Below are 24072 nucleotides of genomic sequence, written 5' to 3' on the forward strand. Positions count from 1 at the left end.
TCCCTCGCCCGCCTGCGGGCCGGGAGCCTGCGCGCACGCCGACACGGTCGGCCGCGACCGACCGGTCCCGCGCGGTAGCAGTCCCCCTTCAACACCCAACACCCCTGTTCTCACGCACCCCTTGGCGTGCCCGTAAGTCCCCAGGGAGGGATCCCTCATGCCTCTGTCCGTCCGCAAGCTGACCGGCCGCATCGGCGCCGTCGTCGAAGGCGTCGACCTCAACACTGAGCCCGACCCCTCGACGGTCGCGGCGCTGCGTGCCGCCCTCAACGAGCACAAGGCGATCGTCTTCGACGACGTTGACCTCGACAACGCCGGCCAGGAACGCGTCGCCGGCTGGTTCGGCGACCTGACCACCGCCCACCCCAACGTCCCGGCCGCCGACGGCACGACCAACGTCCTCGCCGTCGACAGCGAGACCTCCAAGGCCAACGAGTGGCACACCGACGTCACCTTCGTGGTCAACCCGCCGCAGCTCACCACACTGCGCTCGATCGTGACCACGCCGTACGGCGGCGAGACACTGATCGCGAACGCCGCCGCGGCCTACCGCGACCTGCCGGAACCGCTGCGCGCCCTCGCCGACACCCTGCGCGTCGTGCACACCAACCAGTACGACTACGCCCGCCCCGAACCCGCCTCGGCACAACGCCAGGAGTACGACCGCGTCTTCGTCTCCACGCCCTACGAGAGCGAGCACCCGGTCGTCCGGCTGCACCCGCTGACCGGTGAACGCGGGCTGTTCATCGGCGGGTTCGCCAAGCGCATCGTCGGCCTGTCCGGCGAGGAGTCGGCAGCGCTGCTGCGCATCTTCCAGTCGTACGTCACGCGCCCGGAGAACATCCTGCGCTGGACCTGGTCGCCCAACCAGCTGCTGATCTTCGACAACCGGATCACCCAGCACTACGCCGTGGACAACTACGACGACCTCCCCCGCCGCCTCAACCGCGTCACCGTCGCCGGAGACATCCCGGTCGGCGTCGACGGCCGCCACAGCGAGCAACTCGTCGGCGACGCCTCCCACTACAGCAAGGTGCTTGAGGTGGCGGCATGACCGAACTGAGCCTCAAGGCCCCGCCCGTCGCGGAGAGACCGGACACGAGGACGGCGGGCGCACCGGAACGTGAGGTGTTCCTGCCCCGCGACACCCGCCGCCGGTCCGCGCTCACCACCCTGCGCGAGCGCCTGCGCTGGCCGCTGGGCATCTACACGACGCCCGTGGTGATTCTCCTCGTCTGGGAGGTGCTGGCCCGCGCCGGGGTGCTGGCCAAGACCTACGCGCCGGCGCCGACGTCCATCGTCGGCACCGCGGTCGACCTGTGGCAGGAGGGCGTCCTCGGTCCGGACCTGGCGATCTCGCTCCAGCGGGCCGGACTCGGCCTCGCCCTCGGCCTGACCGTCGGCATCGTCGCCGGAGTCCTCGGCGGGCTGCTGCGCAGCGGCGAATACCTGTTCAACGGTGTCGTCCAGGTGCTCAACACCATCCCGCTGCTCGCCGTACTGCCGCTGATGATCGTGTGGTTCGGGATCGACGAACTGACGAAGGTGCTGCTGATCTCCTTCGGCGCGGGCGTGCCGATGTACCTCAACCTCTTCTCCGCGATCCGCGGGGTCGACCAGCGGCTGATCGAGATGGCCCGCACCACGGGTGCCGGGACCTGGCGGCTGGTCACGCGGGTGCTGGTGCCCGGCGCCCTTCCGGGGTTCCTGGTCGGTCTGCGGTTCTCCCTCGCGTACAGCGTGCTGGGGCTCGTCGCCGCCGAAACGGTCAACGCCGACAAGGGACTCGGCTTCCTGATCACCCAGGGGCAGACCTATCTCCAGACCAACCAGGTCTTCGTGGGGCTGGTGATCTACTCGCTCCTCGGTCTGCTCGCCGACCAGTTCGTCCGTGGACTTGAGCGGGTGCTGCTGCGGTGGCGACCCAGTTATGAGGCGTCATGAGCAGCACCGTCACCACCACCGAGGCGCGGCGCGGGACCGGCGTCACCGTCGAGCAGGTCGTCCGCAGGTTCGGCGACCGCGTCGTCCTCGACCACCTCGACCTCACCATCGCCGACGACGAGTTGGTGATCCTGCTCGGCCCGTCCGGCTGCGGCAAGAGCACCCTGCTGCGGCTGCTCGCCGGACTGGACCGGCCCGACGGCGGACGCGTCGAGGTCCCGGCGCGGCGCGCCATCGTCTTCCAGGCCGACCGGCTGCTGCCCTGGCAGCGGGTCCTGCGCAACGTCACCCTCGGCCTGCACGGGCCCGACGCCGACCAGCGGGCCCGCGACGTACTCGCCGAGGTCGGACTCGCCGGACGGGAGCGGGCCTGGCCCAAGGAGCTCTCCGGCGGCGAGGCCCAGCGCGTCTCCCTCGCCCGCGCCCTGGTCGCCGAACCCGAACTCGTGCTGCTGGACGAGCCGTTCGCCGCCCTCGACGCCATCACCCGACTGCGCATGCACGACCTCGTGCGGGCGCTGCGCACCAAGCACCACGCCGCGATGCTCCTCGTCACCCACGACGTCGACGAGGCGATCGCCCTGGCCGACCGGATCGTCGTCATGAGCGACGGCCGCATCGGCAGCTCCCACGAGGTACGCCTGTCCGCCGCGGACCGCGAGGCCAGCGTCGCCCGCGAGGAACTGCGCGTACGACTCCTGGAAGACCTCGGGCTCGCCGGACGCGAGTGACTTCCCCGCACCGATCCCCCACCCTCACCCTGCACAAGAAAGCAAGTCTCCCCATGCGAAGAACCACCATCCGACTCATCGGCGCCCTAGGAACACTCGCCCTCGCGGGCACCCTCGTCGCCTGCTCGGAGTCCTCGTCGAAGACCGACGCCCCGCTCGCCAACGTCGCCGACACCACCGAGGCCAAGCACCCCGAGTGGAGCAAGTACACCTTCACCATCGGCGACAACGGCGGCGACGGCAGCGAGGAACTCGCGCGCATCACCGGCGTCTTCGACAACGCCCCCTACAAGGTGAAGTTCGCCCGCTTCAACTACGGCCCGCCGCTCGTCCAGGCCGCCGCCTCCGGCGAGATCGACCTCGGCAGCGTCGGCAACGTGCCGCCGATCACCGGGGCGGCGAAGACGTACGGCTTCAAGATCGTCGCAGTCAACCGCTCGCTCACGCCCGACCAGGCGCTGGAGAACATCATCGTGCCCAAGGGCTCGCCGCTGAAGACGGCGGCCGACCTCAAGGGCAAGAGGATCGCGGTCCCGCAGGGCAGTTCGGCGCACGGGCTCGCCCTGAACGCGCTCAAGAGCGTCGGTCTCACCCCCGAGGACGCCGAGCTGGTGTACCTCGACCCGGCGGCCGGTGCCACGGCCTTCAACACCGGCAAGGTGGACGCCTGGGCGATCTGGAACCCGCAGTCCGCGATCGCCGTCAAGAACGGTGCCCGCGTCCTGGTCAAGGGCCTGCCGCCGATCGACCAGACCAGCAGTTACTACGTCGCCAGCGACACCTCCCTCAAGGACAAGACCAAGCGCGCCGCGCTCACGGACGTACTCAAGAGGCTCTCGCACGAGTTCGCCTGGGCGGTGAAGAACCCCGAGGAACACGCCAAGGCGCTCGCCAAGGAGCAGGGCATCCCGCTCGCCGACGCCAAGGCGTCGCTGGCCGCCTATTCGAGCCGGGTGACCCCGGTGGAGGAGTCGGACATCAAGTTGGAGCAGGAGCTCGCCGACGTCTTCCTGGAGGCCAGGCAGATCAAGGAGAAGGTCGACGTCAAGTCGATCACCGACAACCTCCTCCCCGCCGGTTACGACAGCTCGAAGCTGGAGGTCACCTCATGAGCACGGCACGCAAGCTCCATCTCAACGCCTTCCTCATGGAGGCCGGCCACCACGAGGCCGCCTGGCGGCTCCCGCGCAGCAACCCGCGGGCCGACTTCGACCTCCAGCACTGGATCGAGCTGGCGAAGCTCGCCGAGGCCGCCAAGTTCGACTCGCTCTTCCTCGCCGACGGCCCCGCCCTCATCGGCACCGGCCAGTTCCGTCCGCCGGGCCAACTCGAACCGCTCACCCTGCTGACCGCGCTGTCCCAGGCGACCAGCAGGATCGGCCTCATCGCCACGGTGTCCTCGACCTACAACGAGCCCTACAACCTGGCCCGCCGCCTCGCCTCCGTCGACCACGTCAGCGCCGGACGCGCGGGCTGGAACATCGTCACCTCGGCCGGCGCCGACGAGGCCGCCAACTTCGGCCTCGACGACCGCCCGAGCCACGCCGAGCGCTACGCCCGCGCCGACGAGTTCCTGAACGTCGCCAAGGCCCTGTGGGACAGCTGGGAGGCCGAGGCCGTCCTCGCCGACAAGTCCACCGGCCGCTACGCCGACCCCGAGCGACTGCACCGACTGAACCACCAGGGCCAGTACTTCAAGGTGGCCGGACCCCTCAACGTCCCGCGCCCGCCCCAGGGCCACCCGCTGCTCGTGCAGGCCGGATCCTCCGAGGACGGCAAGGACTTCGCGGCCCGCCACGCCGAGGCCATCTTCACCGCACACACGACGTACGAGCGCGCCGCCGCCTTCTACGCCGACATCAAGGCCCGCACCAAGGCCGCGGGCCGCGACCCGAACGGCGTCCTCGTCCTGCCGGGCATCGTCCCCTACATCGGCTCCACCGAGGCCGAAGCCCGCGCGCTGGCCAAGGAGTTCGACGACCTGCGCGTCCCGGAGTACGGGCTCGGCCAGCTCGCCGCCGTCTTCGAGACCGAGCCCTCGGCCTTCGAACTCGACGGCCCGCTGCCCGACTTCATCCTCGCCCGGCCCAAGCTGGAGGGCTCGCAGAGCCGCGCCGACCTGATCATCGACCTCGCCGTGCGCGAGAACCTGACGGTCCGCCAGGTCATCTCCCGGCTCGGCGGCGGACGCGGCCACTTCGAGGTCGCCGGTACGCCCGAGCAGATCGCCGACATCATCGTCGACTGGTTCGAGGGCGGTGCCGCGGACGGCTTCAACGTGATGGCGCCCGCGCTGCCGTCGGGCCTGGCGGCCTTCGCCGAGCACGTGCTGCCGATCCTGCGCGGCAAGGGCCTGTTCCGCGAGGAGTACGAGGGAACCACCCTGCGCGAGCACTACGGCCTCCCCGTCCCGCCGAACCGGTTCCATGGCTGACCCGCTCCCCGCGGGCGCCCCGCTCACGACTCCCGCCGCCTCCCCGGGCGGCGGGAGTCCGCCCGCCCTGCGCGTCCAGGGCCTGCGCAAGACCTACCAGGACGGCTTCACCGCGGTCGACGGGCTCGACCTGGAGATACCGGACGGCGCCTTCTTCGGCCTGCTCGGCCCGAACGGCGCGGGCAAGACCACGCTGATCGGCTCGGTGTGCAACATCGTCCGGCCCACCGCCGGCACCCTCACCGTCTTCGGCCACGACCACCGCGGCCGGCAGGCCCGCCGGCTGCTGGGCCTGGCCGCGCAGGAGATCAACGTCGACCGGTTCCTGTCCATCCGGCAGATCCTGATCTACCACGCCGGATACCACGGCATCGGCCGCAAGGCGGCGGTACGGCGCGCCGACGAACTGCTCGCCCTGTTCCGCCTCGACGACAAGGCCGACGTACGCGCCTACGAACTCTCCGGCGGTATGCAACGCCGCCTGGTCCTCGCCCGCGCCCTCATGCACCGCCCCCGCCTGCTCATCCTCGACGAGCCGACAGCGGGCGTGGATGTGGAGCTGCGCTCGGAGATCTGGCGGGTCGTCAAGGGCCTCAACGCGGCGGGCACGACCGTCCTGTTGACCACGCACTACCTGGAGGAGGCGGAGACCTTGTGCGACGAGATCGCCCTGCTGCGCGCGGGCCGCATCGTCGACCGCGGCTCCGCCGCCTCCCTGCGCGAACGGTACGCGGCCCGGGACATCTCGGAGGTCTACGACCGGGTGATCACGGCCGAGGAGGTCGCCCCATGAGCGACACCCGGACCCCAGAACTCCAGCAGTTCAGTCCCGAACGGGCCCCGTTCGTATGGATGCTGGAGCGGGAGATACTCCGCTTCCTCACCATCTGGCGCTACAGCGTCGTCGGCCCGGTGCTGTCGACCGTCCTCTTCGTCGTGGTCTTCGGCACGGCGCTCGGCGGGCACGTCGACACCATCGACGGCGTCGACTACGGAAGCTTCATCGTGCCGGGCCTGTTCACCCAGGCGATCGTCAACGTCGGCTTCTTCAACGGCACCACCAGCCTGTTCGAGGCCCGCCGCGACCAGTACATCAACGACGTGTACGCCAGCCCGCTGAGGTGGTGGGAGATCAACGCGGCGCTGGTGGGCGGCGGCATCGCCCGCGGTGTCGTCGTCGGCGCGGGCGTCCTGGCGGTGGCTCTGCCGCTCACCGGGGGCGGCATCCCCGAGCGCCCGCTGGTCCTGCTGTCCGGCACGCTCGGGGTGCTCCTGGTGGCCGCACAGGTCGGGGTGATCGCGGGCGGCTACGCCAAGTCACTCGACCACGTCTACTCCATGGAGTCGATCATCCTGCTGCCACTGGGCTTCCTCGGCGGCGTCTTCTACTCCCTCCAGCAACTGCCGCCGTTCTGGGCCGCCCTGAGCCACCTCAACCCCGTTTTCTGGATGGTCCAGGTGGAGCGGATCGGCTTCCTCGGCCAGGGCGACGTCGGCGCCGTCCCGGCCCTCGCCGTGGTCTGGGGCCTCGCGGCGGCGCTCACGGCCTGGTCGGCGGCCCTGTTCGCCACCGGGCGGCTCAAGCCCTGACCCCGAAACCGAAGGAAGGCACCTCATGACGAGCACCGCACCGGAACCGACCCTGTCCACGGACGTGCTGGTGATCGGCGGCGGCCCCGCTGGCACCTGGGCCGCGATCAAGGCCGCCGAGTCCGGCGCCGACGTCGTGCTCGCCGACAAGGGCTACACGGGGGCGAGCGGGGCGACCGCCTCCGTCGGCACCGGCATCTGGTACGTCGACGACGACCCCGGACTCCGCGAGGCCGCCATGGCGAGCCGGGAGGCGCTGGGCGGATACCTCGCCGACCGTGACTGGATGGCGCGCGTCCTCGACGAGACCCACGCCCGCATGGACGAACTCGCCCGCGTCCAACGCTACCCGTTCCCCGTCGACGCCCGGGGCCGCCAACTCCGCGGCGACCTGCAGGGCCCCGAGTACATGCGCAGACAGCGCACCCGGGTGCAGCGGCTGGGCGTGCGCATCCTCGACCACACTCCGGCACTGGAACTCCTCACGGACGCCGACGGTGTGGTGTCGGGGGCGCGGGCCCTGGACCGTACGACGGGGGAGACGGTCCGTATCGAGGCGGGCGCGGTGGTCCTCGCGGCCGGGGGCTGCGCCTTCCGCTCCAAGACCCTGGGCTGCGATGTCAACACCGGGGACGGCGCGCTGATGGCGGTGGAAGCGGGCGCGCGCCTGTCGGGGATGGAGTTCTCCAACGCGTACGCCATCGCCCCGAAGGGCACGTCACTGACCAAGACGGCCTACTACTCCTGGGCGACCTTCTACCGCGCCGACGGCTCGGTACTGGAGGGCGCGGGCAGCACGCGCGGCCGTTCGGTGATCGCGAGGACCCTGCTCACCGAGCCGGTGTACGCCCGCTTCGACAAGGCCACGCCCGAGGAGCAGCGGGCGATGCGCAAGGGCCAGCCGAACACCTTCCTGGTCTTCGACCGGCTCGGCATCAACCCGTTCACGGACCTGTTCGAGATCACTTTGCTGGCGGAGGGAACCGTCCGGGGCACGGGCGGGGTGCGCATCGCCGACCACGACTGCTCCACCGACGTCCCCGGCCTGTACGCGGCCGGCGACACCGCGACCCGCGAGCTGATCTGCGGCGGCTTCACCGGCGGCGGCAGCCACAACGCCGCCTGGGCGGTCTCCTCGGGCAGTTGGGCGGGCCGCGGCGCCGCCGAGTTCGCCACCCGTGGCCCCCGCCGCGCCGGCCGGCTCCGTCCCGTGGGCACGGCCGGCCTGCGCCCCACCGGCCCGATGACCGTCCGCCCCGACGAGGTCGTCACCGCCGTCCAGCGCGAGGTCTTGCCCTACGACCGCAACTACCTCCGCCACGCCGACCGCCTGCGACCCGCCCTGCGCTCCCTGCACGGCACCTGGGCCGCGGCCCGCGAAGGCCTCGGGGCGAGCGGCGAGGAACTGTTCCGGGCCAGGGAGGCGGCCGCGATGGTGGCCCACGGCCGCTGGATGTACCACGCGGCGCTCCACCGCACGGAGTCCCGGGGCATGCACAAGCGCGCCGACTTCCGGGACCAGGACCCCTCCCAGCACCACCGGCTGCTCACGGGCGGCCTGGACGAGCTGTGGAGCCGCCCGGAGACACCGGCCGCGATCGAAGGGCGGGCGGCGTGATCGAGATCGTCGAACCGGACCGCTGCATCGCCTGCGACCGGTGCATCGAGGTGTGCCCCACCCGCGTCTTCGACCGCGCCCCCGACGGCATCCCGGTCATCGCCCGCCAGGACAGCTGCCAGACCTGCTTCCAGTGCGAGGCGTACTGCCCCACGGACGCTCTCTTCGTCGCCCCGCTGGTGACCCCGGCCCCGCCGGATTCGCCCCTCCGTGACGTGGAGCGGCTGGAGGAGTCCGGGCTGCTCGGCGGCTACCGGCGTGAGCTGGGCTGGGGCAAGGGCAGGAAGCTGGGGGCCCGTACGGCGGTCGGGCCGGAGTACCCGGACTGACCGCCGTACGGGCCGTTCACAGGGCCCGCGCCGCATACGCCCTGACGTCCGCGTCCGAGTCCGTCGTGGCCGTCGCCAGGGCGGACCGGGCGTCGTCGACCCCCCGGTGCCGGGTCAGGGCGAGGACCGCGGCCTTGCGGACATCGGCGTTGCCGTCGGACAGGGCCTTGGCCAGCGCCGGGACCGCCGGGCCGGGGTCCGCGGCGGACAGGGCCGCCGCCGCTCCGGCGCGGACCTGCCAGGCCGGGTCCGTCAGGGCCAGTTCGGCGCGGGCGGCCAGGTCGGCGGGGCATCCTGTGGTGCCGAGACCCTCGTAGGCGGCGCCGCGCACCAGGACGTCGGGATCGTCCAGCAACGGGACCAGGGCCGCGCCCGCGCCCAGCGTGGCCAGGGCCTTGGCGACCGTCACCCGGACCTCGCGGGACGGATCGGCCGCCGCCCGCGCCACGTCCGCGGCGGCGTCGACCGACACCAGCGCACGCGCCGCCGCGATACGCACCGCGATGTCGGAGTCCGACAGGGAGCGCGCGAACAGCTCGGCGTCACCGAGCCGCAGGGCGCGCAGTACGTCCAGGGCGGCGGCGCGGACCGCGGGGTCGGCCTCGGACAGCGCGGCGGCGAGACCGTCCCGCAGGGCCGGTTCCGCGGGCAGTGTCTCCGCCAGTTCCCGCAGGGAGGCGACCGCGGCGGTCCGTACACCGGCGTCCGGATCGGCGAGGGCACGGGCGAGCCGGGGGCCCGTTCCCGGCGGCACCGTCTCCGTCAGAACCGTGACGGCCGTCCGGCGCACACTCGGCTCGGGGTCCGTCAAGTAGCCGTTCAGCGCGCCGAGATCGGGCTCCTCCTCGGCGAGCGCGAGGAGTTCCAGCAGACGGGGCGTGGCCCGCACCTCGGCGGCCGGCTCGGCGACGGAGTCCGTCTCCCGCCCTGCCGCCACCGGCGCCGCCTCCCTGGCCCCCGCCGTCGCCACCGGCTCCGGGTGCACCTCGCCCAGGTGCCGGGAGGGGCCGCCGACCGGGGCGAACCCCTCGACCGGGACCAGATAGGGAGCGACCGGCCGCGCCGTGAACTCCATGGCGCCCGCAGGGGACTTGTACAGATCCAGATGATGGAACCACGCCTCGTCGTCCCGCCGCGGATGGTCCACCCGGTCGTGGTACAGCCCCCAACGGGACTCCGTACGCGCCAGCGAGGCCCGCGCCGCCATCTCCGCGCAGTCCCGGATGAAGGAGACCTCGACGCACCGCATCAACTCGTGCGGCGTCCGCGCACCCATCGCCGCGATGTCCCCCCGCATCCGCTCGAACGCCTCCAGGGCAAGGGACAACCGGGCCCCCGACTTCGGCGGGGCGACGTAGTCGTTGACGAAGCGGCGCAGTTTGTACTCGACCTGGGTCTGCGGCGGGCCCTGCGGGTTGCGCAGCGGGCGGTAGATCAGCTCGTGCGCCTCGCGCAGTTGCTCCTGTGGCAACTCACCCTCGTAGACACGGTATTGGGAGGCGTCGGCCCCCGCCAGGTCGCCGAACACGAACGCGCCGATCATGTAGTTGTGCGGTACGCAGGCCAGGTCCCCGGCGGCGTACAGACGCGGAACGGTCGTACGGGCGTGGTCGTCCACCCGTACCCCCGACGCCGAATGCCCCCCGCACAGACCGATCTCCGAGATGTGCATCTCCACGTCGTGCGTGCGGTAGTCATGACCCCGCCCGGCGTGGAAGGTGCCCCGGGTCGGCCGCTCGGTCGAGTGCAGGATCGACTCCAGCGCCGAGATCGACTCCTCGGGGAGATGGCTCAGCTTCAGATACACCGGCCCCCGGTCACTGGCGACCTCCGCCGCGAACTCGGCCATCATCTGGCCGGACCAGTAGTCGGAGTCGACGAAGCGCTCGCCGTGCCGGTTGACCTGGTAGCCGCCGAACGGGTTGGCGACATACGCGCAGGCGGGACCGTTGTAGTCCTTGATCAGCGGGTTGATCTGGAAGCACTCGATGCCGGTCAGCTCCGCGCCCGCGTGGTACGCCATCGCGTACCCGTCGCCCGCGTTGGTCGGGTTCTCGTACGTGCCGTACAGGTATCCGGAGGCCGGCAGCCCCAGCCGTCCGCAGGCACCGGTGGCGAGGACGACGGCGCCCGCCCGCACCACGACGAAGGCGCCCGTACGGCTGTTGAAGCCGACCGCCCCCACGGCCCGCCCCTCGGCGGTCAGCACCCGTACCGGCATCACCCGGTTCTCGATGCGGATCCGCTCCCGCATCTCGCGCCGCCGCAACTGCCGGTACAGGACCTTCTTGACGTCCTTGCCCTCCGGCATCGGCAGCACGTAGGAGCCGGACCGGTGCACCTGCCGGACCGCGTACTCGCGGTGCTCGTCCTTCTCGAACTTCACGCCGTACGACTCCAGCCGCCGCACCATGTCGAAGCCGCGCGTGGCGGTCCGGCGGACGGTCGACTGGTCGACGATGCCGTCGTTGGCGCGGGTGATCTCGGCGACGTAGTCGTCGGGTTCGGCGCGGCCGGGGATGACGGCGTTGTTGACGCCGTCCATGCCCATCGCGAGCGCGCCGGAGTGCCGTACGTGCGCCTTCTCCAGCAGCAGCACATCGGCGCCGCGCTCGGCGGCGGTCAGGGCCGCCATGGTGCCGGCGGTGCCGCCGCCGATGACGAGGACGTCGCAGGCCAGCTCCTGCGCGTCGGTGAGGGCGGGGATCGGCGGGAGAGCGGAGGGGGTGTTCGCGCGGGGGTTCACCGGGGTGCCTTTCACGTGCCGAGTGAGGAGAGGATGTCGCGGCGCAGCGCCGCACGGGCCGGGTCGCCGAGGGCCGTACGGTCGCGCGGGCGCGGTACGTCTCGTACGGACAGCAGGCGGCCCGCGCCGAGCAGGGCCACGCGGTCGCCGAGGAACAGCGCCTCGTCCACGTCGTGGGTGACGAAGACGACGGTCGCCGCCGTGTCCCGCAGGACGTCCACCAGCAGGTCCTGCATACCGGCCCGGGTCTGGGCGTCGAGCGCGCCGAACGGTTCGTCCATGAGGACGGCGCGGGGCGCGCCCGCCAGGGCCCTGGCCAACTGGGCGCGCTGACGCTGTCCGCCGGAGACGCGGTGCGGCAACTGCCGCGCGTGGTCGGCGAGTCCGACCCGGTCCAGCCACTCCAGGGCCTGTGTGCGGCGATCGGCGCGCGGGAGACGGCGTATCGCCAGCGGCAGTTCGACATTGGCGCGCAGGGTGCGCCAGGGCAGGAGCGCGTCCTCCTGGAAGACCAGCGCGCGGTCGGCGCCGGGTCCCGTCAACGGGCCGCCGTCCTGGCTGACTTCACCGGCAAGCGGCGACAGCAGCCCGGCCAGCGTGCGCAGCAGTGTCGATTTGCCGCACCCGGAGCGGCCGACCACGGTGAGGATCTCACCGGGCGCCACATCGAGATCGACGCAGCAGGAGCAGGGCGGCGGACGCGGCGAGTGCGGTGCGTTTCATGGGAGTTCGGCCTTTCACCGGAGCAGGTAGGGCATGTTGACGGTCACGGCTCCGGTGGGACAGCGGGCCGCGCACGGGCCGCAGTACCAGCACTCGTCGACGTGCATGTAGGCCTTGCCGCTGCTGGTGTCGATGGCCAGGGAGTCCAGCGGACACATGTCCACGCAGAGCGTGCAGCCGTCGATGCACTTCGACTCGTCGATGGTCACGGGCACGTCGGCCCGCTGGGGCGCCAAAGGCATGGCTGTCTCCAGGGAAGGTGCGCGAGCGGGGGTGGTTACAGGGAGCGGCGCAGCAGCCCGCTCATCGAGATGCGGTCGCCGCGGAAGCGGATGAACTCCAGATCGACGGGACGTCCGTCGGAGAGGTACGTGAGCCGTTCCAGCATCAGGACGGCCGCCCCGCGCGGTGCCTGCAGTACGGCGGCGGAGTGCGCGTCGGCGTTGACGGCCTCCAGGCTGATCTCGGCGTGGCCGAGACGCCGGCCGGTGAGGGACTCCAGGAGCCGGAAGATGTCCGTGTTCTCCAGGTCCTCGCCGAGCAGGGCGGTGCCGATGTCGAGCGGGATGTAGGTCAGGTCGAGGGACAGGGGAAGGCCGTTGAGCCGTCGCAGGCGCTCGATGTAGAGGACATCGGTGCCGGGTGCGAGGTGCAGCCGGTCGGCCACCGGAGCGGGGGCGGGGACGGGGCCCACGGTGCGGACCTCGTTGGTGACCCGGCCGTGTTCGTGCAGGGTCTCCGCGAGGCCCATCAGGCGGTCGAGGCCGTGGCGGTACTTCTGGGCCACGACGACCGTGCCGACGCCGGGCAGGCGCTCGACGAGGCCCTCGGCGCGCAGCAGGTCCAGGGCCTGGCGGACGGTGTTGCGGGTGGCGCTGTAGTCCGCGGCAAGGGTCGACTCGTGCGGCAGCGCGCCGTCCGGGAACGCTCCGGCCAGCAGCTGGTGGCGGAGCAGATCGGCGAGCTGACGGGCCCGGTCCGCCCGCAGCCGACGCCGCGCACGGTGGGCGGCGACGGTGGTCGCGCCCTGGCCGGCGTGGTCGCGGATGCGGTCGGTGGATGACATGTCCCGGACCCTACCCAGCCGGTGTGGAAAGGGGTGTTGCCGGAGTGTTGCGCCACTTGACGTGCGCTCAGATACCCGTCCGACCTGGGCTTTCCTCATGCGGCCGGGAAGTTCTGCCAGCACGCCCACTTGACGTTGCCGGGCCGTGGCCCGACACTCCAGTACGGGAATCATAGTGAATTGGTAGGGAAATATGGACCGTTCTGTGCTGGACCCCGGCAGGCCAGCCGTCCGTATCGCGGCGCGCCCGCTGCCCCTGCTGACCTCCCGCCGCCACATCGACCTGCTGCGCGTGTGCAGCGCGGCGGGCTTCCCCCGGCACCGCGGCCTCTGAGCCCACCCGCGCCCGCGCCACCGTTCGCCCGTCCCCCCCGTCCCGGCCGTGCCGAAGCCGCCGCGAGCCGTCCCCGCCCCCTGCCCGCATACCCGCGCCCGTATGCCCGCGACCAGCACCCCAGGGAGACGTATGTCCGCCGCATCCCCGACCGCCGCCCCCGCCCCCCGCTTCCGCAACCGCATCGGCTGTGACGCCCGCAGTGGCTACTACGCCGCCCCGCACCGCTACCGGCTCCACCTCGCGCCGTCCTGTCCGTACTGCCTGCAGATCGCGATCACGCACAGCCTGCTCGGCCTCGACGACACCCTCCCCGTGACCCTGCTCCCCGCCCTGCCCGACGGCCCGGACGGCGGCCACCTCGCCCTGCGCCCGCTCTACGAGGCCGGCGCGCACCAGCACCCCGGCCCGGCCACGGCACCGGTCCTCAGCGACGACTGGACCGGCACCATCGTCAGCACCCACACCCCCGACATCCTGCGCGACCTCGCCCGGCGCTTCGGTGGCGACGGCCCCGACCTGCACCCGCGCGGCGCCGAGCAGGCCATCGAGACCGTGGCCCGGCTCTGCGAACGCGGCATCACCTCGGCCGCCCAGCGCGCCGGCCGCTCCGACGGCGACCCCGCGGACCGCACCAGCGGCCTGGCCACCCTGCTGCGCACCCTGGACGTACTGGACTGGCGCCTGGCCTCCCGCGCGTACCTACTCGGCGCCGAACTCACCCTCGCCGACGTTCAGTTGTGGGTCACCCTCGTCCAACTGGACATGGTCCACCGCCACCACCTGGACGCCGCCGCGGTGCAGCGCGTCACCGAGCACTTCCGCGTATGGGCCTACGCCCGGCGACTGGCTGCGCATCCCGCCTTCGGCCCCCACCTCGACCTGGACGGCATCACCCGCAGGCACCACGCCCACTGCCGGGGCGAGGAGGCGGCGGGTGCGGCGGTGCGGATCGTGGACTGGGAGTCGTACGCACGCCGCGACGCCCCGGAACCGGCGGCGCACCGGCCCGCCTGACGGGACCGCCCGCTCAGTTCAGTCGACGCGAGGGCTGCGACGTTCGACGAGCAGGACGTCGCGCCAGCGCCCGTGGTGGCGGCCGATGCGTTCCCTGGTGCCGATGACCCGGAACCCGGCCCGCTCGTGGAGCGCCAGGCTTGCGGTGTTCTCGGGGAAGATGCCGGACTGGACGGTCCAGATCCCCGCCGCCTCCGTCGACTCGATCAGCACATCCAGCAGCCGCCGCGCTACCCCGCGCCCCCGGGCCTCGGGATGGACGTACACGGAGTGCTCGACGACCCCGGCGTAGGCACACCGATCGGAAACGGCACTGGCCGCCACCCACCCGAGCACCCGTCCGTCCCCCTCGTCCAGCGCGACGAACCGCTGCCCGGGCAACTTCGCCTTGTCGAAGGCGACCCAGCTGGGCGGCTCGGTCTCGAAGGTGGCGTCGCCCTCCTCGATCCCCAGCCGGTAGATCTCCAGCACCTGTCCGGCGTGCTCCTCGGTCATCGGCACGATCCGCACGCGGCCCCCCTCCCGCCGGTCCCGGTACGGAGCCTCGGTGTTCGGCATGCCTTCATGGTGGCACACGGCGAATCGAGGCAGTCGTGCCGTCGGGCACCCCCGAGGTACCCCCACCCTTCACACCCCCGCCACCGCCCCCTTCCCTGACGTTTCGTGTGCCTGGAACACTTCTTTCGCGCGCGATCCGTCATGACCCCGTCCGGTACCCCAACCCAGCACGAGAGGTCACTCATTCATGGCTGACGTCAAGCGGCGCCGATTTCTCCAGCTCACAGGCGCCACCGCCGCCTTCTCGGCGCTGTCCGGCAGCATTCAGCGGGCCGCCGCCATCCCGGCGCACCATCGCACCGGTTCCATCGAGGACGTCGAGCATGTCGTCGTCCTGATGCAGGAGAACCGTTCGTTCGACCACTACTTCGGGAAGTTGAGGGGCGTCCGCGGCTTCGGTGACCCGCATCCGGTCACCCTGGACAGCGGCAGGTCGGTGTGGCACCAGTCGGACGGGACGAAGGACGTGCTGCCCTTCCATCCGACCGCCGACGACCTCGGCATGCAGTTCCTGGAGGGGCTGCCGCACGGCTGGACCGACGGTCAACAGGCGTACCACGGCGGGAAGTACGACGGGTGGATCCCCGCCAAGGGCACCACGACGATGGCGTACCTCACCCGCGAGGACATCCCGTTCCACTACGCCCTCGCCGACGCCTTCACCGTCTGCGACGCCTACCACTGCTCGTTCATCGGCTCCACCGACCCCAACCGCTATTACCTGTGGACCGGATACACCGGTAATGACGGCACCGGCGGCGGGCCGGTCCTCGGCAACGAGGAGCTGGGGTACGGCTGGACCACCTACCCCGAGCGGCTGGAGGCGGCCGGGGTCTCCTGGCGGATCTACCAGGACATCGGCGACGGGCTGGACGCGGCGGGATCGTGGGGGTGGATCGACGACGCCTACCGCGGCAACTACGGCGACAACTCCCTGCTGTACTTCACCAGGTACCGGGAGGCCAGGCCCGGCGAACCCTGGTTCGACAAGGCCCGTACCGGTACCGATGTGCGGAACGGGGACCGCTGGTTCGACCGGCTCAAGGCCGACGTCAGGGACGGGACGCTGCCCCAGGTCTCCTGGATCGCCGCCCCCGAGGCCTTCTCCGAGCACTCCAACTGGCCCTCCAACTACGGCGCCTGGTACATCGCCCAGGTCCTCGACGCGCTCACCGCCGACCCGGAGGTCTGGTCGAGGACGGCCCTGTTCATCACGTACGACGAGAACGACGGCTTCTTCGACCACCTCGTGCCGCCGCTCCCGCCGAAGGACGCCTCCCGGGGCAGGTCCACCGTCGATGTCTCGCTGGACCTGTACCCGGGTGACAGCCGCCGGCCCGCCGGGCCCTACGGACTCGGGCCGCGGGTGCCGATGCTGGTGGTCTCGCCCTGGAGCAAGGGCGGATACGTCTGCTCCGAGACCCTCGACCACACCTCGATCCTGCGGTTCATGGAGCGCCGCTTCGGGGTGCGCGAGCCCAACATCTCCCCCTGGCGCCGGACCGTCTGCGGCGACCTCACCTCCGCCTTCGACTTCTCCCGGCCGGACAGCCGCCCGGCCGCCCTGCCGGGCACGGACGCCTACGAGCCGCCGGACCGCGAACGGCACCCGGACTACCGGCCGACACCCCCCGCCGACCCGGACATGCCCCGCCAGGAACGCGGACTGCGCCCCGCCCGCCCCCTGAAGTACGCCCCGTACGTGGACGGCTCGGTGGACGCGGCGGCCGGTACCCTCACGCTCGCCTTCGCCTCGGGGGCCGAGGCGGGCGCCGCCTTCCTGGTGACCTCGGGCAACCGCGGCGACGGGCCCTGGACGTACACCACCGAGGCCGGCAAGCGCCTCGCCGACACCTGGAACTCGGTGTGGTCCCACGGCTCGTACGACCTGACCGTGCACGGCCCCAACGGCTTCCTGCGCGTCTTCAGGGGCCGCAACGACACCCCGGGCCCGGAGGCCGCAGCCCGTCACAACGGTGACGGCATACGGCTGACGTTCACCAACAAGGGTGCCGAAGCCGTCCGGCTCAAGGTCAGCAACGCGTACGGGGGACGCGACCGCGCCTTCACCGTCCGGCCCGGCGCCACCGTCCGGCACACGGTCGGCCTGAGGGCGAGCCGGCGCTGGTACGACCTGACCGTCACCTCGGACACCGACCCGGCGTTCCTGCGCCGGTTCGCGGGGCACGTGGAGAACGGCCGTCCCGGAGTGAGCGACCCGGCGATGATCGTCGAGTAGGGGCTCAGAGCGCCGTGAGGTGCCCCGGTTCCGGCTGCCGGGGCACCAGGCCGAGGTCCAGGGGCGTCGCGGGCTGGAGCCGCAGCGCCGGCTCCGGGGACGCGGTGCCCGGCTCCAGGGCCAGGACCGCGGCGACCGGGTGCTCCTCCTCCGGCTCGGCGAACCGGTGCTCACCCGGCTCGGTGACCCGGGTGAGCAGGACCACGCCGCGGGCGGCGAGGCAGGCGCCCGCCAGGGCGAGCAGCACTCCGGCGACGCCGCCCTGGATCCGCTCGCCGAGCAGGGCGAGGCCGATGACCGCGGCGGCCATCGGGTTGGCCAGGGTGACCAGCGCGAGCGGGGCGTCCAGGCCGTCCCGGTAGGCCGACTGGGACAGCAGCAGACCGCCCGCCGCGAAGACCGCGACGACCAGGGCGACCCCGATCACCTGCATGCTCAGCAGCGATCCGGAGCGGTCGGTGGCGGCCACCGTCACGGTCTGGGTGAGGGCCGAGGCCACCCCGGAGGCCATGCCGGACGCGGTCGCGTGCCGCAGGCCCCGCCGCTTGCCCGGCCGCCCCAGGGCGGCGATCAGCACCGAGGTGATCCCGGCGACCGCGATCGCCTCGGACACGCTCAGTACGTCGTCGGGGGCGTGCCCGGACGCCGTGACGAGGATGGCCGCGAGACCGAGGAGGGTGAGGGCGGTGCCCCGCCACTCGGTGCCGGTGACCCGGCGCCCGGCGACCCGCGCGCCCAGCGGCACGGCCGCGACCAGGGTGAGCGCGCCGAGCGGCTGGACCACGGTGAGCGGCCCGTACTTCAGGGCCACGACGTGCAGCAGCGCGCCGGTGGCGTTCAGGCCGACGGTCGACCACCAGGCCCCGGAGCCCAGCATCCGCAGGACACCGGCGCCGGGGGTCCGCGAGGCGAGCCGCTCCTGGGCGACGGCGGCGGCCGCGTAGGCGACGGCGGAGAACAGGGACAGCACTACCGCGAACAGGGTGGCGTTCATCGGCCCGCTCCCACGAGAGTCGGTTCGGCGACGGGTTCGTCGGCCTCGGTGTCCGTCGGGACGGTGTCTTCGGTGCCGCTTTCCTCAAAGATGCGGTGCGGCGGGTGGATCACGGCGAGCGCGAGGCCGAGCAGGACGGCCGCCACGATCGCGTCGAGCCAGTAGTGGTTGGCGGTCCCCACGATCACCAGCAGGGTGACGGCCGGGTGGGCCAGCCAGAGCCAGCGCCAGCGGGACCGGGTGGCGACGATCAGGCCGATCGCGACCATCAGGGCCCAGCCGAAGTGCAGCGACGGCATCGCGGCGAACTGGTTCGACAGCTGGTCACTGGAGGGCGGGCCGTACACGGAGGGCCCGAAGACCCGCGCGGTGTCGATCAGCCCGGACGCGGTGAGCATCCGGGGCGGGGCCAGCGGGAAGAGCAGGTGGCCCACCAGGGCGACCGCGGTGACCGTGGCGAGCACCCGGCGGGCCCACACGTAGTGCGCGGGGCGCCGCAGGTACAGCCAGACCAGGAAGGCGGCGGTGGCCGGGAAGTGCACGGTCGCGTAGTAGGTGTTCGCGGCCTGCACCAGGGTTTCGCCGTGCAGCAGCAGCGACTGCACCGAGACCTCGTCCGGCAGCCGTACCGCCCGCTGCAGGTCCCACACGCGGTCGGCGTTGCGGAACGCCTCGCCGGTGTCCCCGACGGCCAGCTGACGGCCCAGCTTGTAGACCAGGAAGAGCCCTGCGACGAGCAGGAGCTCACGGACGAGCGGCGGACGCGCTACGACGGCCGACTCGGTCGGTGCAGGCTCGGTGCGGGCATTCATCCCCCGGCCCCTTCGCTGACGGTGGGTGGTGCGGGCGGCGGCCCGCGGAGCTGGTGACTCCGCGAACGCGCCGAACTCATCGATACGGGCGAGTACCGATACGCCACTGTACCGATACGGCAGTGTACCGATACGGTTGGGTACCGGTACACTGGTGTACCGATAGACATAGGCCACACTGGAAGCAACCGAGCGAAGGGAAGAGCCGATGACGTCGCAGGCCGTGGACGGACCGGAGACGGTCACCGCCTCGCGCCGCTCCAAGATCACGCCCGAGCGTGAGCAGGAGTTCTTCGACGCCGTCCTCGACCAGATCCGTCAGTGCGGGTACGACGCCGTGACGATGGAGGGCATCGCCGCGAGCACGCGGTGCAGCAAGTCCACGCTCTACCGGCAGTGGAAGACCAAGCCGCAGTTCGTCGCGGCCGCCCTGCGCGCCAGCCGCTGTCCGCGGTTCGCCGGCATCGACACCGGAAGCCTCGCGGGGGACCTGCGCGAGGCGGGCCGGGCCGCGGGTGACCTGTCAGGCGACACCACGATCCTGCTCCAGGCCTTCGGGCACGCGGTCACCCAGGACCGCGAACTGCAGCAGGCGCTGCGCGAGACGCTGGTGGAGCCCGAACTGGCCGCTCTGCGGCAGATCATCCAGCGCGGGGTCGACCGCGGTGAGGTCGCCGCGGACCACCCGGCACTGCCGTACATCGCGGCACAGATCTTCGGCGTCCTGCGCGCCAGGCCGGTCCTGGAGGGCCAGTTCGCCGACCCGGACTACCTGGTCCGGTTCGTGGAGGCCGCGGTACTGCCGACGCTCGGTCTCGCGGAGCGGCCCGGCTCGGAAAAAATGTCCGAAAACGAGCCGGAGCGGCACTCCGACCCGAAGAAATAAGAGCCCAGGCCGCCGTCCACGGGATGACTGGACGGTGGCCTGTCCGCGCCGCACCGTGGGGACGGGGGCGGCGCGCACCCCCCGGCCGGGTGGTGCCCTTCGCTGAGCGGAGAGGGGCACCACCCGGCCGTCGCCTTGCCGAAGCCCTCAGACCTCCTGGCCGCTGCCGCCGCCGGAAGCCACCTTGATGCCCTTGACGACGTCGTCGATGATCGACTGCTTCTCCGTGACGTCCAGCCCGAACCGGACCACCACGAACTCCCCGGACTGCGCGGGGGAGGGGAACACCACGGACTCGACGTACCCGTCGGTTCCCTTCTTGGTGACCGCCTTCCAGCGGATCCGGTAGCCCTTCTCCCCGGCCACGGTGACCGCCTCGGAGGCCAGCACCTTGTGGGAGGTGATCCCGCCGTACCCCTCGCTGTAGGACTGCTCGGCGTTCTTCTCGATGTCCGCCTTGGCGATGGCCTCGGCGGTCCTGCCCTGGCTGCCCAGCAGGCCCGCGGGGGACGAGTAGGCGCCGCCCTTGACGCAGTCGGAGGAGGCGGGCTCGGGGCACTCGTACGTCTTGTTCGAGGTCACTGACGCGCCCGCGGAGTGCGCCTGGCCGTGCCAGCCGTCCGGGATGGGCAGGCTGATCCCGTTGACCGGGTCGGTCACCGAGCCGCTCTCGATGCGCGGCGCCTCGGAGCCCTCCGGAGACGGCGACGGGGACGGGGACCGCTCGCGGTCGCCCTCGGAGTCCCCGCGGGGCCGGTCGTCGTCGCGCGGCTGCGGCTGCCGGGAGTCGGCGGACGTGCTGTCCGAACCCCCGTCGTCGGTGAGGACGTACACGCCCACCCCGATGCTGGCGAGCACGGCGGCCGCCACGGCCACGGCGATGCCCGTACGCAGCCCGCGCCGCCGCCCCGGGGCCGGCACGGCGGGGTACGCCGGGTACGCCGGGGCGGGCCCGAAGCCCGGATACGGGGTCGGCGCACCGATGGTGGGCGCGCCGGCGGCGGGTGGCTGCCCGGGCGGCCACCAGGCGGCGGCCGATCCCGCGGGGCGGGTCTGCTGCGTCCACGCCCTGCCGTCCCACCAGCGCTCGGTGGCGGGAGCGTCACTTGTCTGCCCCGGATCGGGGTACCACCCGGGAGGAGTCACCTGCGTCATGCCCCAACCGTATGAGGTGACCGTGAAATCCGTATGAGAGGCCCCCGTAACGTTTCCTCTCCGGCCGCGTTTGTCATCCTCCCGACTTCCGTGTCACCCGTGACGGCAACAGCTGCCCGGACCGCCCTCCAACCGGCTTGCCGGAGGACTACGCTCAAGTCCTGTACGTCGTTCGGGCGACTTGGGGAGGTAGCGGGATGACGGAGGAAGGGCCCAGGGCGGCCACCTCGGCTCCCCTGTGGGAGCGGGATGCCGAACTCGCCGCCGTCAAGGGGGCGGTGCAGACCCTGACCGCCGACCGGTCCTCCGCGGGAAGTCTGTTGGTCATCCGGGGCGAGGCCGGGCTCGGCAAGACCGCGCTGCTGGCCGAGACCCGCAAGATCGCCGAGGCCCGGGGCTGCCAGGTGTGGGCGGCGCGCGGCGGCGAGAACCTCCGGTCCGTCCCCTTCCACGTGGTGCGCCAGTTACTCCAGCCCGGCCTGGTCTCCCTGCACCCCGAGGAGGCCCGCGAGTACCTCGGCGGCTGGTACGACATCGCCGGCCCCGCCCTCGGCATAACGGACCCGGGCGAACGCCGCCCCGACCCGCAGGGCGTGTGCGACGGCCTGGTCGCCGCCGTACGACGGCTCGCCCGCCGTGAGTGGCCGCTGGTGCTGCTCATCGACGACGCCCACTGGGCCGACCAGGAGACCCTGCGCTGGCTCGCCGCCTTCGCCGAACGCCTCGACGACCTGTCCGTACTGGTCGTGGTGGCCCGCAGGCCGGGCGACGTACGCGGGGAGAGCGCCCGCCACCTCGACGCGGTCTCCGCGGCGGCCAGCCGCCCCGTCGCCAGCCTGAGCGCGCTGACCCCGGACGCCACCGCCAGCCTCACCCGCGCCACCCTCGGACCGCACGCCGACGCCGCGTTCTGCCGCGAGGTCTGGGCCGTCACCGCGGGCAACCCGTACGAGACCGTCGAACTGCTCGCCAAGGTGCAGGACAGCGAGATGGACCCGGTCGAGTCCTCCGCCTCCGAACTGCGCGCCCTGAACCGCTCGGCCCGCGGCGGCGGTCTCGTCGCCCGCCTGGAGGGACTCGGCATCGAGGCCACCCGGTTCGCCTGGGCGGCCGCCATCCTCGGCGCCGGGATCACCGTCGACCAGGTCGCCCGGCTCGCCACCATGAGCCCCGAGGACGCGGCCCGCTGCGCCGACCTGCTGCGCAACGCCCGTATCCTCACCGTGCCCGACCCGGCGGCGACCCCGGGGGACGAGGGCGACCTGGAGTTCGTCCACCCGCTGATCGCCACCGCCGTCTACAACTCCATCCCGCCCGCCCTGTGCACCGCCATGCACGGCATCGCCGCCCGTGTGGTCACCGACTCCGGGCGCGGCGCCGCCGCGGCCTCCCGCCATCTGCTGGAAGTGCACCCGGACGACGACGCCGACCTCGTCGACCAACTGCGCGAAGCCGCCCGCGAACACCTGGCCGTCGGCGCCCCCGACGCGGCCCGCCGCTGTCTGGAGCGTGCCCTGCGCGAACCGCCCCGGCCCGAGGTGCATCCGCACGTCCTGTACGAACTGGGCTGCGCGGCCCTGCTGACCTCACCGGCCACGACCATCGGCCATCTGCGCAACGCCCTCGCCATGCCCGGACTCGACGGACCCGAGCGGGTGGACGCCGTCTTCCGGCTCTCCCAGGCCCTGGTCCACAACAACCAGATGGACGAGGCCGTCCGCACGGTCGAGGCGGAGGCGGCCCGGCACGAGTCCGGTCCCGCCCGACTGCGGCTGCAGGCCGTGCAGTTCATGTGGGAGGGCGTCCACGCGGGCGAGGACACCACGCCCGAACGCTCCGAGCGGCTCATCGAGGTCGCCCGTACCTGCACCGGCCGCGACAACTCCGAACGCGCCCTGCTGATCCTGCGCGGCTTCGACGCCATGGTCCGCGGGGAGAACGCCGAGGAGGTCGTCGAGCTGTGCGACCGCGCCCTCGTCAACGGCCGCCTCGCGCCCGGACTCGGCTGGACCGACCCCGAGTGGGGCATCGAACTGCTGATGATGCTGGCCAACTCCTACGCCTTCACCGACCGCCTCGACCGCGCCGAGGCCCTCTACACGGAGGCCCTGCGCGCGTACGAGTCGGCGGGCTGGAGCGGCGGCCACCTCGCCCTGGCCCACGCCTACGTCGGTGTCGGACACCGCAGGCGCGGCCGGCTGCGGGAGGCGGAGAAGTCGCTGCGCGAATCCCTGCGGCTCGCCGAACGCGTCGGCCGGGGACTGCCGTTGTACTGGTCCGCCACCTGCAACCTGGTCGACACCCTGCTGGCCCGCGGCCATGTCGAGGAGGCCTGGGAGGTGGCCGAGCAGTACGGCTTCGCCCCGCCCTACCCCTCCACCATCGTGCTGCCCGACCCGCGTTCCGTCAGAGGCCGTCTGCTGCTCGCCGTCGGCCGCACCGAGGACGGCATCAACGAACTGGAAGCGGCGGAGAAGGCGGCCACCACCCGCGGTCACCACAACCCCGTCCTGGTGCCCTGGGCGGTCGACCTCGCCCGCGCCCTCGCCACCGAGGACCCGGCGCGGGCCGCCCGACTCGCCACCGACGTCCGCCGACACGCCGAGCGCTTCGGCACCGACACCGCCATCGGCGAGGCCCTGCGCTGCGCCGCCGCCCTGGAGACCGGCCAGCGCGCGGTACGGCTCGCCGCGCAGGCGGTCACCTTCCTGGACGCCTCGCCCTGCCAGTACGAACACGCCGCCGCCCGGATCGAGTACGGCATCGCGGCCCGCTCCACCGCCGAGCTCAACCGGGGTCTGACCCTGGCCCGGATGTGCGGCGCCGACGGCCTGGTGGCCAAGGCGCAGGAACATCTGGCGGCGGGCGCGGCACTGGACTGACCGTGCCGGAAGAG

General features: G+C 72.3%; 21 protein-coding genes and 1 pseudogene. 14 read left to right on the forward strand and 8 right to left on the reverse strand.

Annotated elements, in window-relative coordinates; all coding sequences use genetic code 11:
- Positions 1–157: 157 nt before the first annotated feature.
- Genes ACZ7L7_RS01870 through ACZ7L7_RS01910 form a run of 9 tightly spaced genes read left to right on the forward strand, consistent with a single transcriptional unit; the run spans position 158 to position 8646 of the window.
- Entirely contained in the window at positions 158–1054 is an 897-nt protein-coding gene (locus ACZ7L7_RS01870; RefSeq protein WP_471591642.1) for a TauD/TfdA dioxygenase family protein, read from the forward strand.
- Positions 1051–1944: an ABC transporter permease gene (locus ACZ7L7_RS01875; protein ID WP_285513851.1), complete on the forward strand. Its 894-nt coding sequence runs from the start codon at positions 1051–1053 to the stop codon at positions 1942–1944. The genes ACZ7L7_RS01870 and ACZ7L7_RS01875 overlap by 4 nt, the downstream gene beginning before the upstream one ends.
- Positions 1941–2675: an ABC transporter ATP-binding protein gene (locus ACZ7L7_RS01880; protein WP_453601762.1), complete on the forward strand. Its 735-nt coding sequence runs from the start codon at positions 1941–1943 to the stop codon at positions 2673–2675. The genes ACZ7L7_RS01875 and ACZ7L7_RS01880 overlap by 4 nt, the downstream gene beginning before the upstream one ends.
- A gap of 53 nt (positions 2676–2728) precedes the next feature.
- Complete coding sequence (locus ACZ7L7_RS01885) at positions 2729–3787, forward strand: aliphatic sulfonate ABC transporter substrate-binding protein (protein WP_471428022.1); 1059 nt, start codon at positions 2729–2731, stop codon at positions 3785–3787.
- Positions 3784–5109: an LLM class flavin-dependent oxidoreductase gene (locus ACZ7L7_RS01890; RefSeq protein ID WP_285513854.1), complete on the forward strand. Its 1326-nt coding sequence runs from the start codon at positions 3784–3786 to the stop codon at positions 5107–5109. The genes ACZ7L7_RS01885 and ACZ7L7_RS01890 overlap by 4 nt, the downstream gene beginning before the upstream one ends.
- Positions 5102–5902: an ABC transporter ATP-binding protein gene (locus tag ACZ7L7_RS01895; protein WP_285513855.1), complete on the forward strand. Its 801-nt coding sequence runs from the start codon at positions 5102–5104 to the stop codon at positions 5900–5902. The genes ACZ7L7_RS01890 and ACZ7L7_RS01895 overlap by 8 nt, the downstream gene beginning before the upstream one ends.
- Positions 5899–6699: an ABC transporter permease gene (locus ACZ7L7_RS01900; RefSeq protein ID WP_285513856.1), complete on the forward strand. Its 801-nt coding sequence runs from the start codon at positions 5899–5901 to the stop codon at positions 6697–6699. The genes ACZ7L7_RS01895 and ACZ7L7_RS01900 overlap by 4 nt, the downstream gene beginning before the upstream one ends.
- A gap of 25 nt (positions 6700–6724) precedes the next feature.
- Positions 6725–8317, forward strand: coding sequence for an FAD-dependent oxidoreductase (locus ACZ7L7_RS01905; RefSeq protein WP_472074394.1), 1593 nt, complete (start codon positions 6725–6727; stop codon positions 8315–8317).
- Positions 8314–8646 carry a 4Fe-4S binding protein gene (locus ACZ7L7_RS01910; RefSeq protein WP_472074396.1) on the forward strand — a complete coding sequence of 111 codons (333 nt, stop codon included), beginning with the start codon at positions 8314–8316 and terminating at the stop codon, positions 8644–8646. The genes ACZ7L7_RS01905 and ACZ7L7_RS01910 overlap by 4 nt, the downstream gene beginning before the upstream one ends.
- Positions 8647–8662: 16 nt before the next feature.
- Here the strand turns inward: ACZ7L7_RS01910 and ACZ7L7_RS01915 are convergent, their stop codons facing one another.
- From ACZ7L7_RS01915 to ACZ7L7_RS01930, 4 genes and pseudogenes are all read right to left on the reverse strand, one after another.
- On the reverse strand, positions 8663–11392 hold the full coding sequence (locus tag ACZ7L7_RS01915) for a fumarate reductase/succinate dehydrogenase flavoprotein subunit (RefSeq protein ID WP_472074398.1): 2730 nt from the start codon (positions 11390–11392) through the stop codon (positions 8663–8665).
- Between the two features lie 11 nt (positions 11393–11403).
- Positions 11404–12069: pseudogene (locus ACZ7L7_RS01920) on the reverse strand (ABC transporter ATP-binding protein); the annotation flags it as partial.
- Between the two features lie 60 nt (positions 12070–12129).
- Positions 12130–12357 carry a 4Fe-4S dicluster domain-containing protein gene (locus ACZ7L7_RS01925; RefSeq protein ID WP_018568287.1) on the reverse strand — a complete coding sequence of 76 codons (228 nt, stop codon included), beginning with the start codon at positions 12355–12357 and terminating at the stop codon, positions 12130–12132.
- Between the two features lie 35 nt (positions 12358–12392).
- On the reverse strand, positions 12393–13181 hold the full coding sequence (locus tag ACZ7L7_RS01930; protein WP_285513859.1) for a GntR family transcriptional regulator: 789 nt from the start codon (positions 13179–13181) through the stop codon (positions 12393–12395).
- Positions 13182–13374: 193 nt separating this feature from the next.
- Between ACZ7L7_RS01930 and ACZ7L7_RS01935 the strand changes: the two genes are divergently transcribed.
- Positions 13375–13515, forward strand: coding sequence for a putative leader peptide (locus ACZ7L7_RS01935; RefSeq protein WP_285513860.1), 141 nt, complete (start codon positions 13375–13377; stop codon positions 13513–13515).
- Positions 13516–13647: 132 nt separating this feature from the next.
- Positions 13648–14532 (forward strand): glutathione S-transferase C-terminal domain-containing protein, encoded by an 885-nt coding sequence (locus ACZ7L7_RS01940; protein WP_472074400.1) that lies wholly within the window; start codon positions 13648–13650, stop codon positions 14530–14532.
- A gap of 18 nt (positions 14533–14550) precedes the next feature.
- On the opposite strand, the gene ACZ7L7_RS01945 is transcribed toward ACZ7L7_RS01940, so the two are convergent.
- Entirely contained in the window at positions 14551–15090 is a 540-nt protein-coding gene (locus tag ACZ7L7_RS01945; protein ID WP_285513862.1) for a GNAT family N-acetyltransferase, read from the reverse strand.
- A gap of 187 nt (positions 15091–15277) precedes the next feature.
- On the opposite strand from ACZ7L7_RS01945, the gene ACZ7L7_RS01950 reads away from it, so the two are divergent.
- A complete protein-coding gene (locus ACZ7L7_RS01950; protein ID WP_472074402.1) occupies positions 15278–17329 on the forward strand; it encodes a phosphocholine-specific phospholipase C in 2052 nt (683 codons plus the stop codon).
- A 4-nt stretch (positions 17330–17333) separates the two neighbouring features.
- Here the strand turns inward: ACZ7L7_RS01950 and ACZ7L7_RS01955 are convergent, their stop codons facing one another.
- Together ACZ7L7_RS01955 and ACZ7L7_RS01960 are read right to left on the reverse strand one after the other, a co-directional pair.
- The gene (locus tag ACZ7L7_RS01955; RefSeq protein ID WP_453608935.1) at positions 17334–18323 is read right to left on the reverse strand and encodes a DMT family protein; all 990 of its coding nucleotides are present in this window, start codon (positions 18321–18323) and stop codon (positions 17334–17336) included.
- Positions 18320–19135, reverse strand: coding sequence for a phosphatase PAP2 family protein (locus ACZ7L7_RS01960; protein ID WP_453608933.1), 816 nt, complete (start codon positions 19133–19135; stop codon positions 18320–18322). The genes ACZ7L7_RS01955 and ACZ7L7_RS01960 overlap by 4 nt, the downstream gene beginning before the upstream one ends.
- A 208-nt stretch (positions 19136–19343) precedes the next feature.
- Here ACZ7L7_RS01960 and ACZ7L7_RS01965 point away from each other — a divergent pair, with 208 nt between their 5' ends.
- Positions 19344–20021: a TetR/AcrR family transcriptional regulator gene (locus tag ACZ7L7_RS01965; RefSeq protein ID WP_285513866.1), complete on the forward strand. Its 678-nt coding sequence runs from the start codon at positions 19344–19346 to the stop codon at positions 20019–20021.
- 147 nt (positions 20022–20168) lie between these two features.
- On the opposite strand, the gene ACZ7L7_RS01970 is transcribed toward ACZ7L7_RS01965, so the two are convergent.
- Complete coding sequence (locus ACZ7L7_RS01970) at positions 20169–21176, reverse strand: DUF2510 domain-containing protein (RefSeq protein WP_472074404.1); 1008 nt, start codon at positions 21174–21176, stop codon at positions 20169–20171.
- A gap of 197 nt (positions 21177–21373) precedes the next feature.
- Here ACZ7L7_RS01970 and ACZ7L7_RS01975 point away from each other — a divergent pair, with 197 nt between their 5' ends.
- The gene (locus ACZ7L7_RS01975) at positions 21374–24058 is read left to right on the forward strand and encodes an ATP-binding protein (RefSeq protein ID WP_471591648.1); all 2685 of its coding nucleotides are present in this window, start codon (positions 21374–21376) and stop codon (positions 24056–24058) included.
- Positions 24059–24072: the final 14 nt, after the last annotated feature.

The sequence above is a fragment of the Streptomyces sp. NPDC110618 genome, assembly GCF_055657065.1.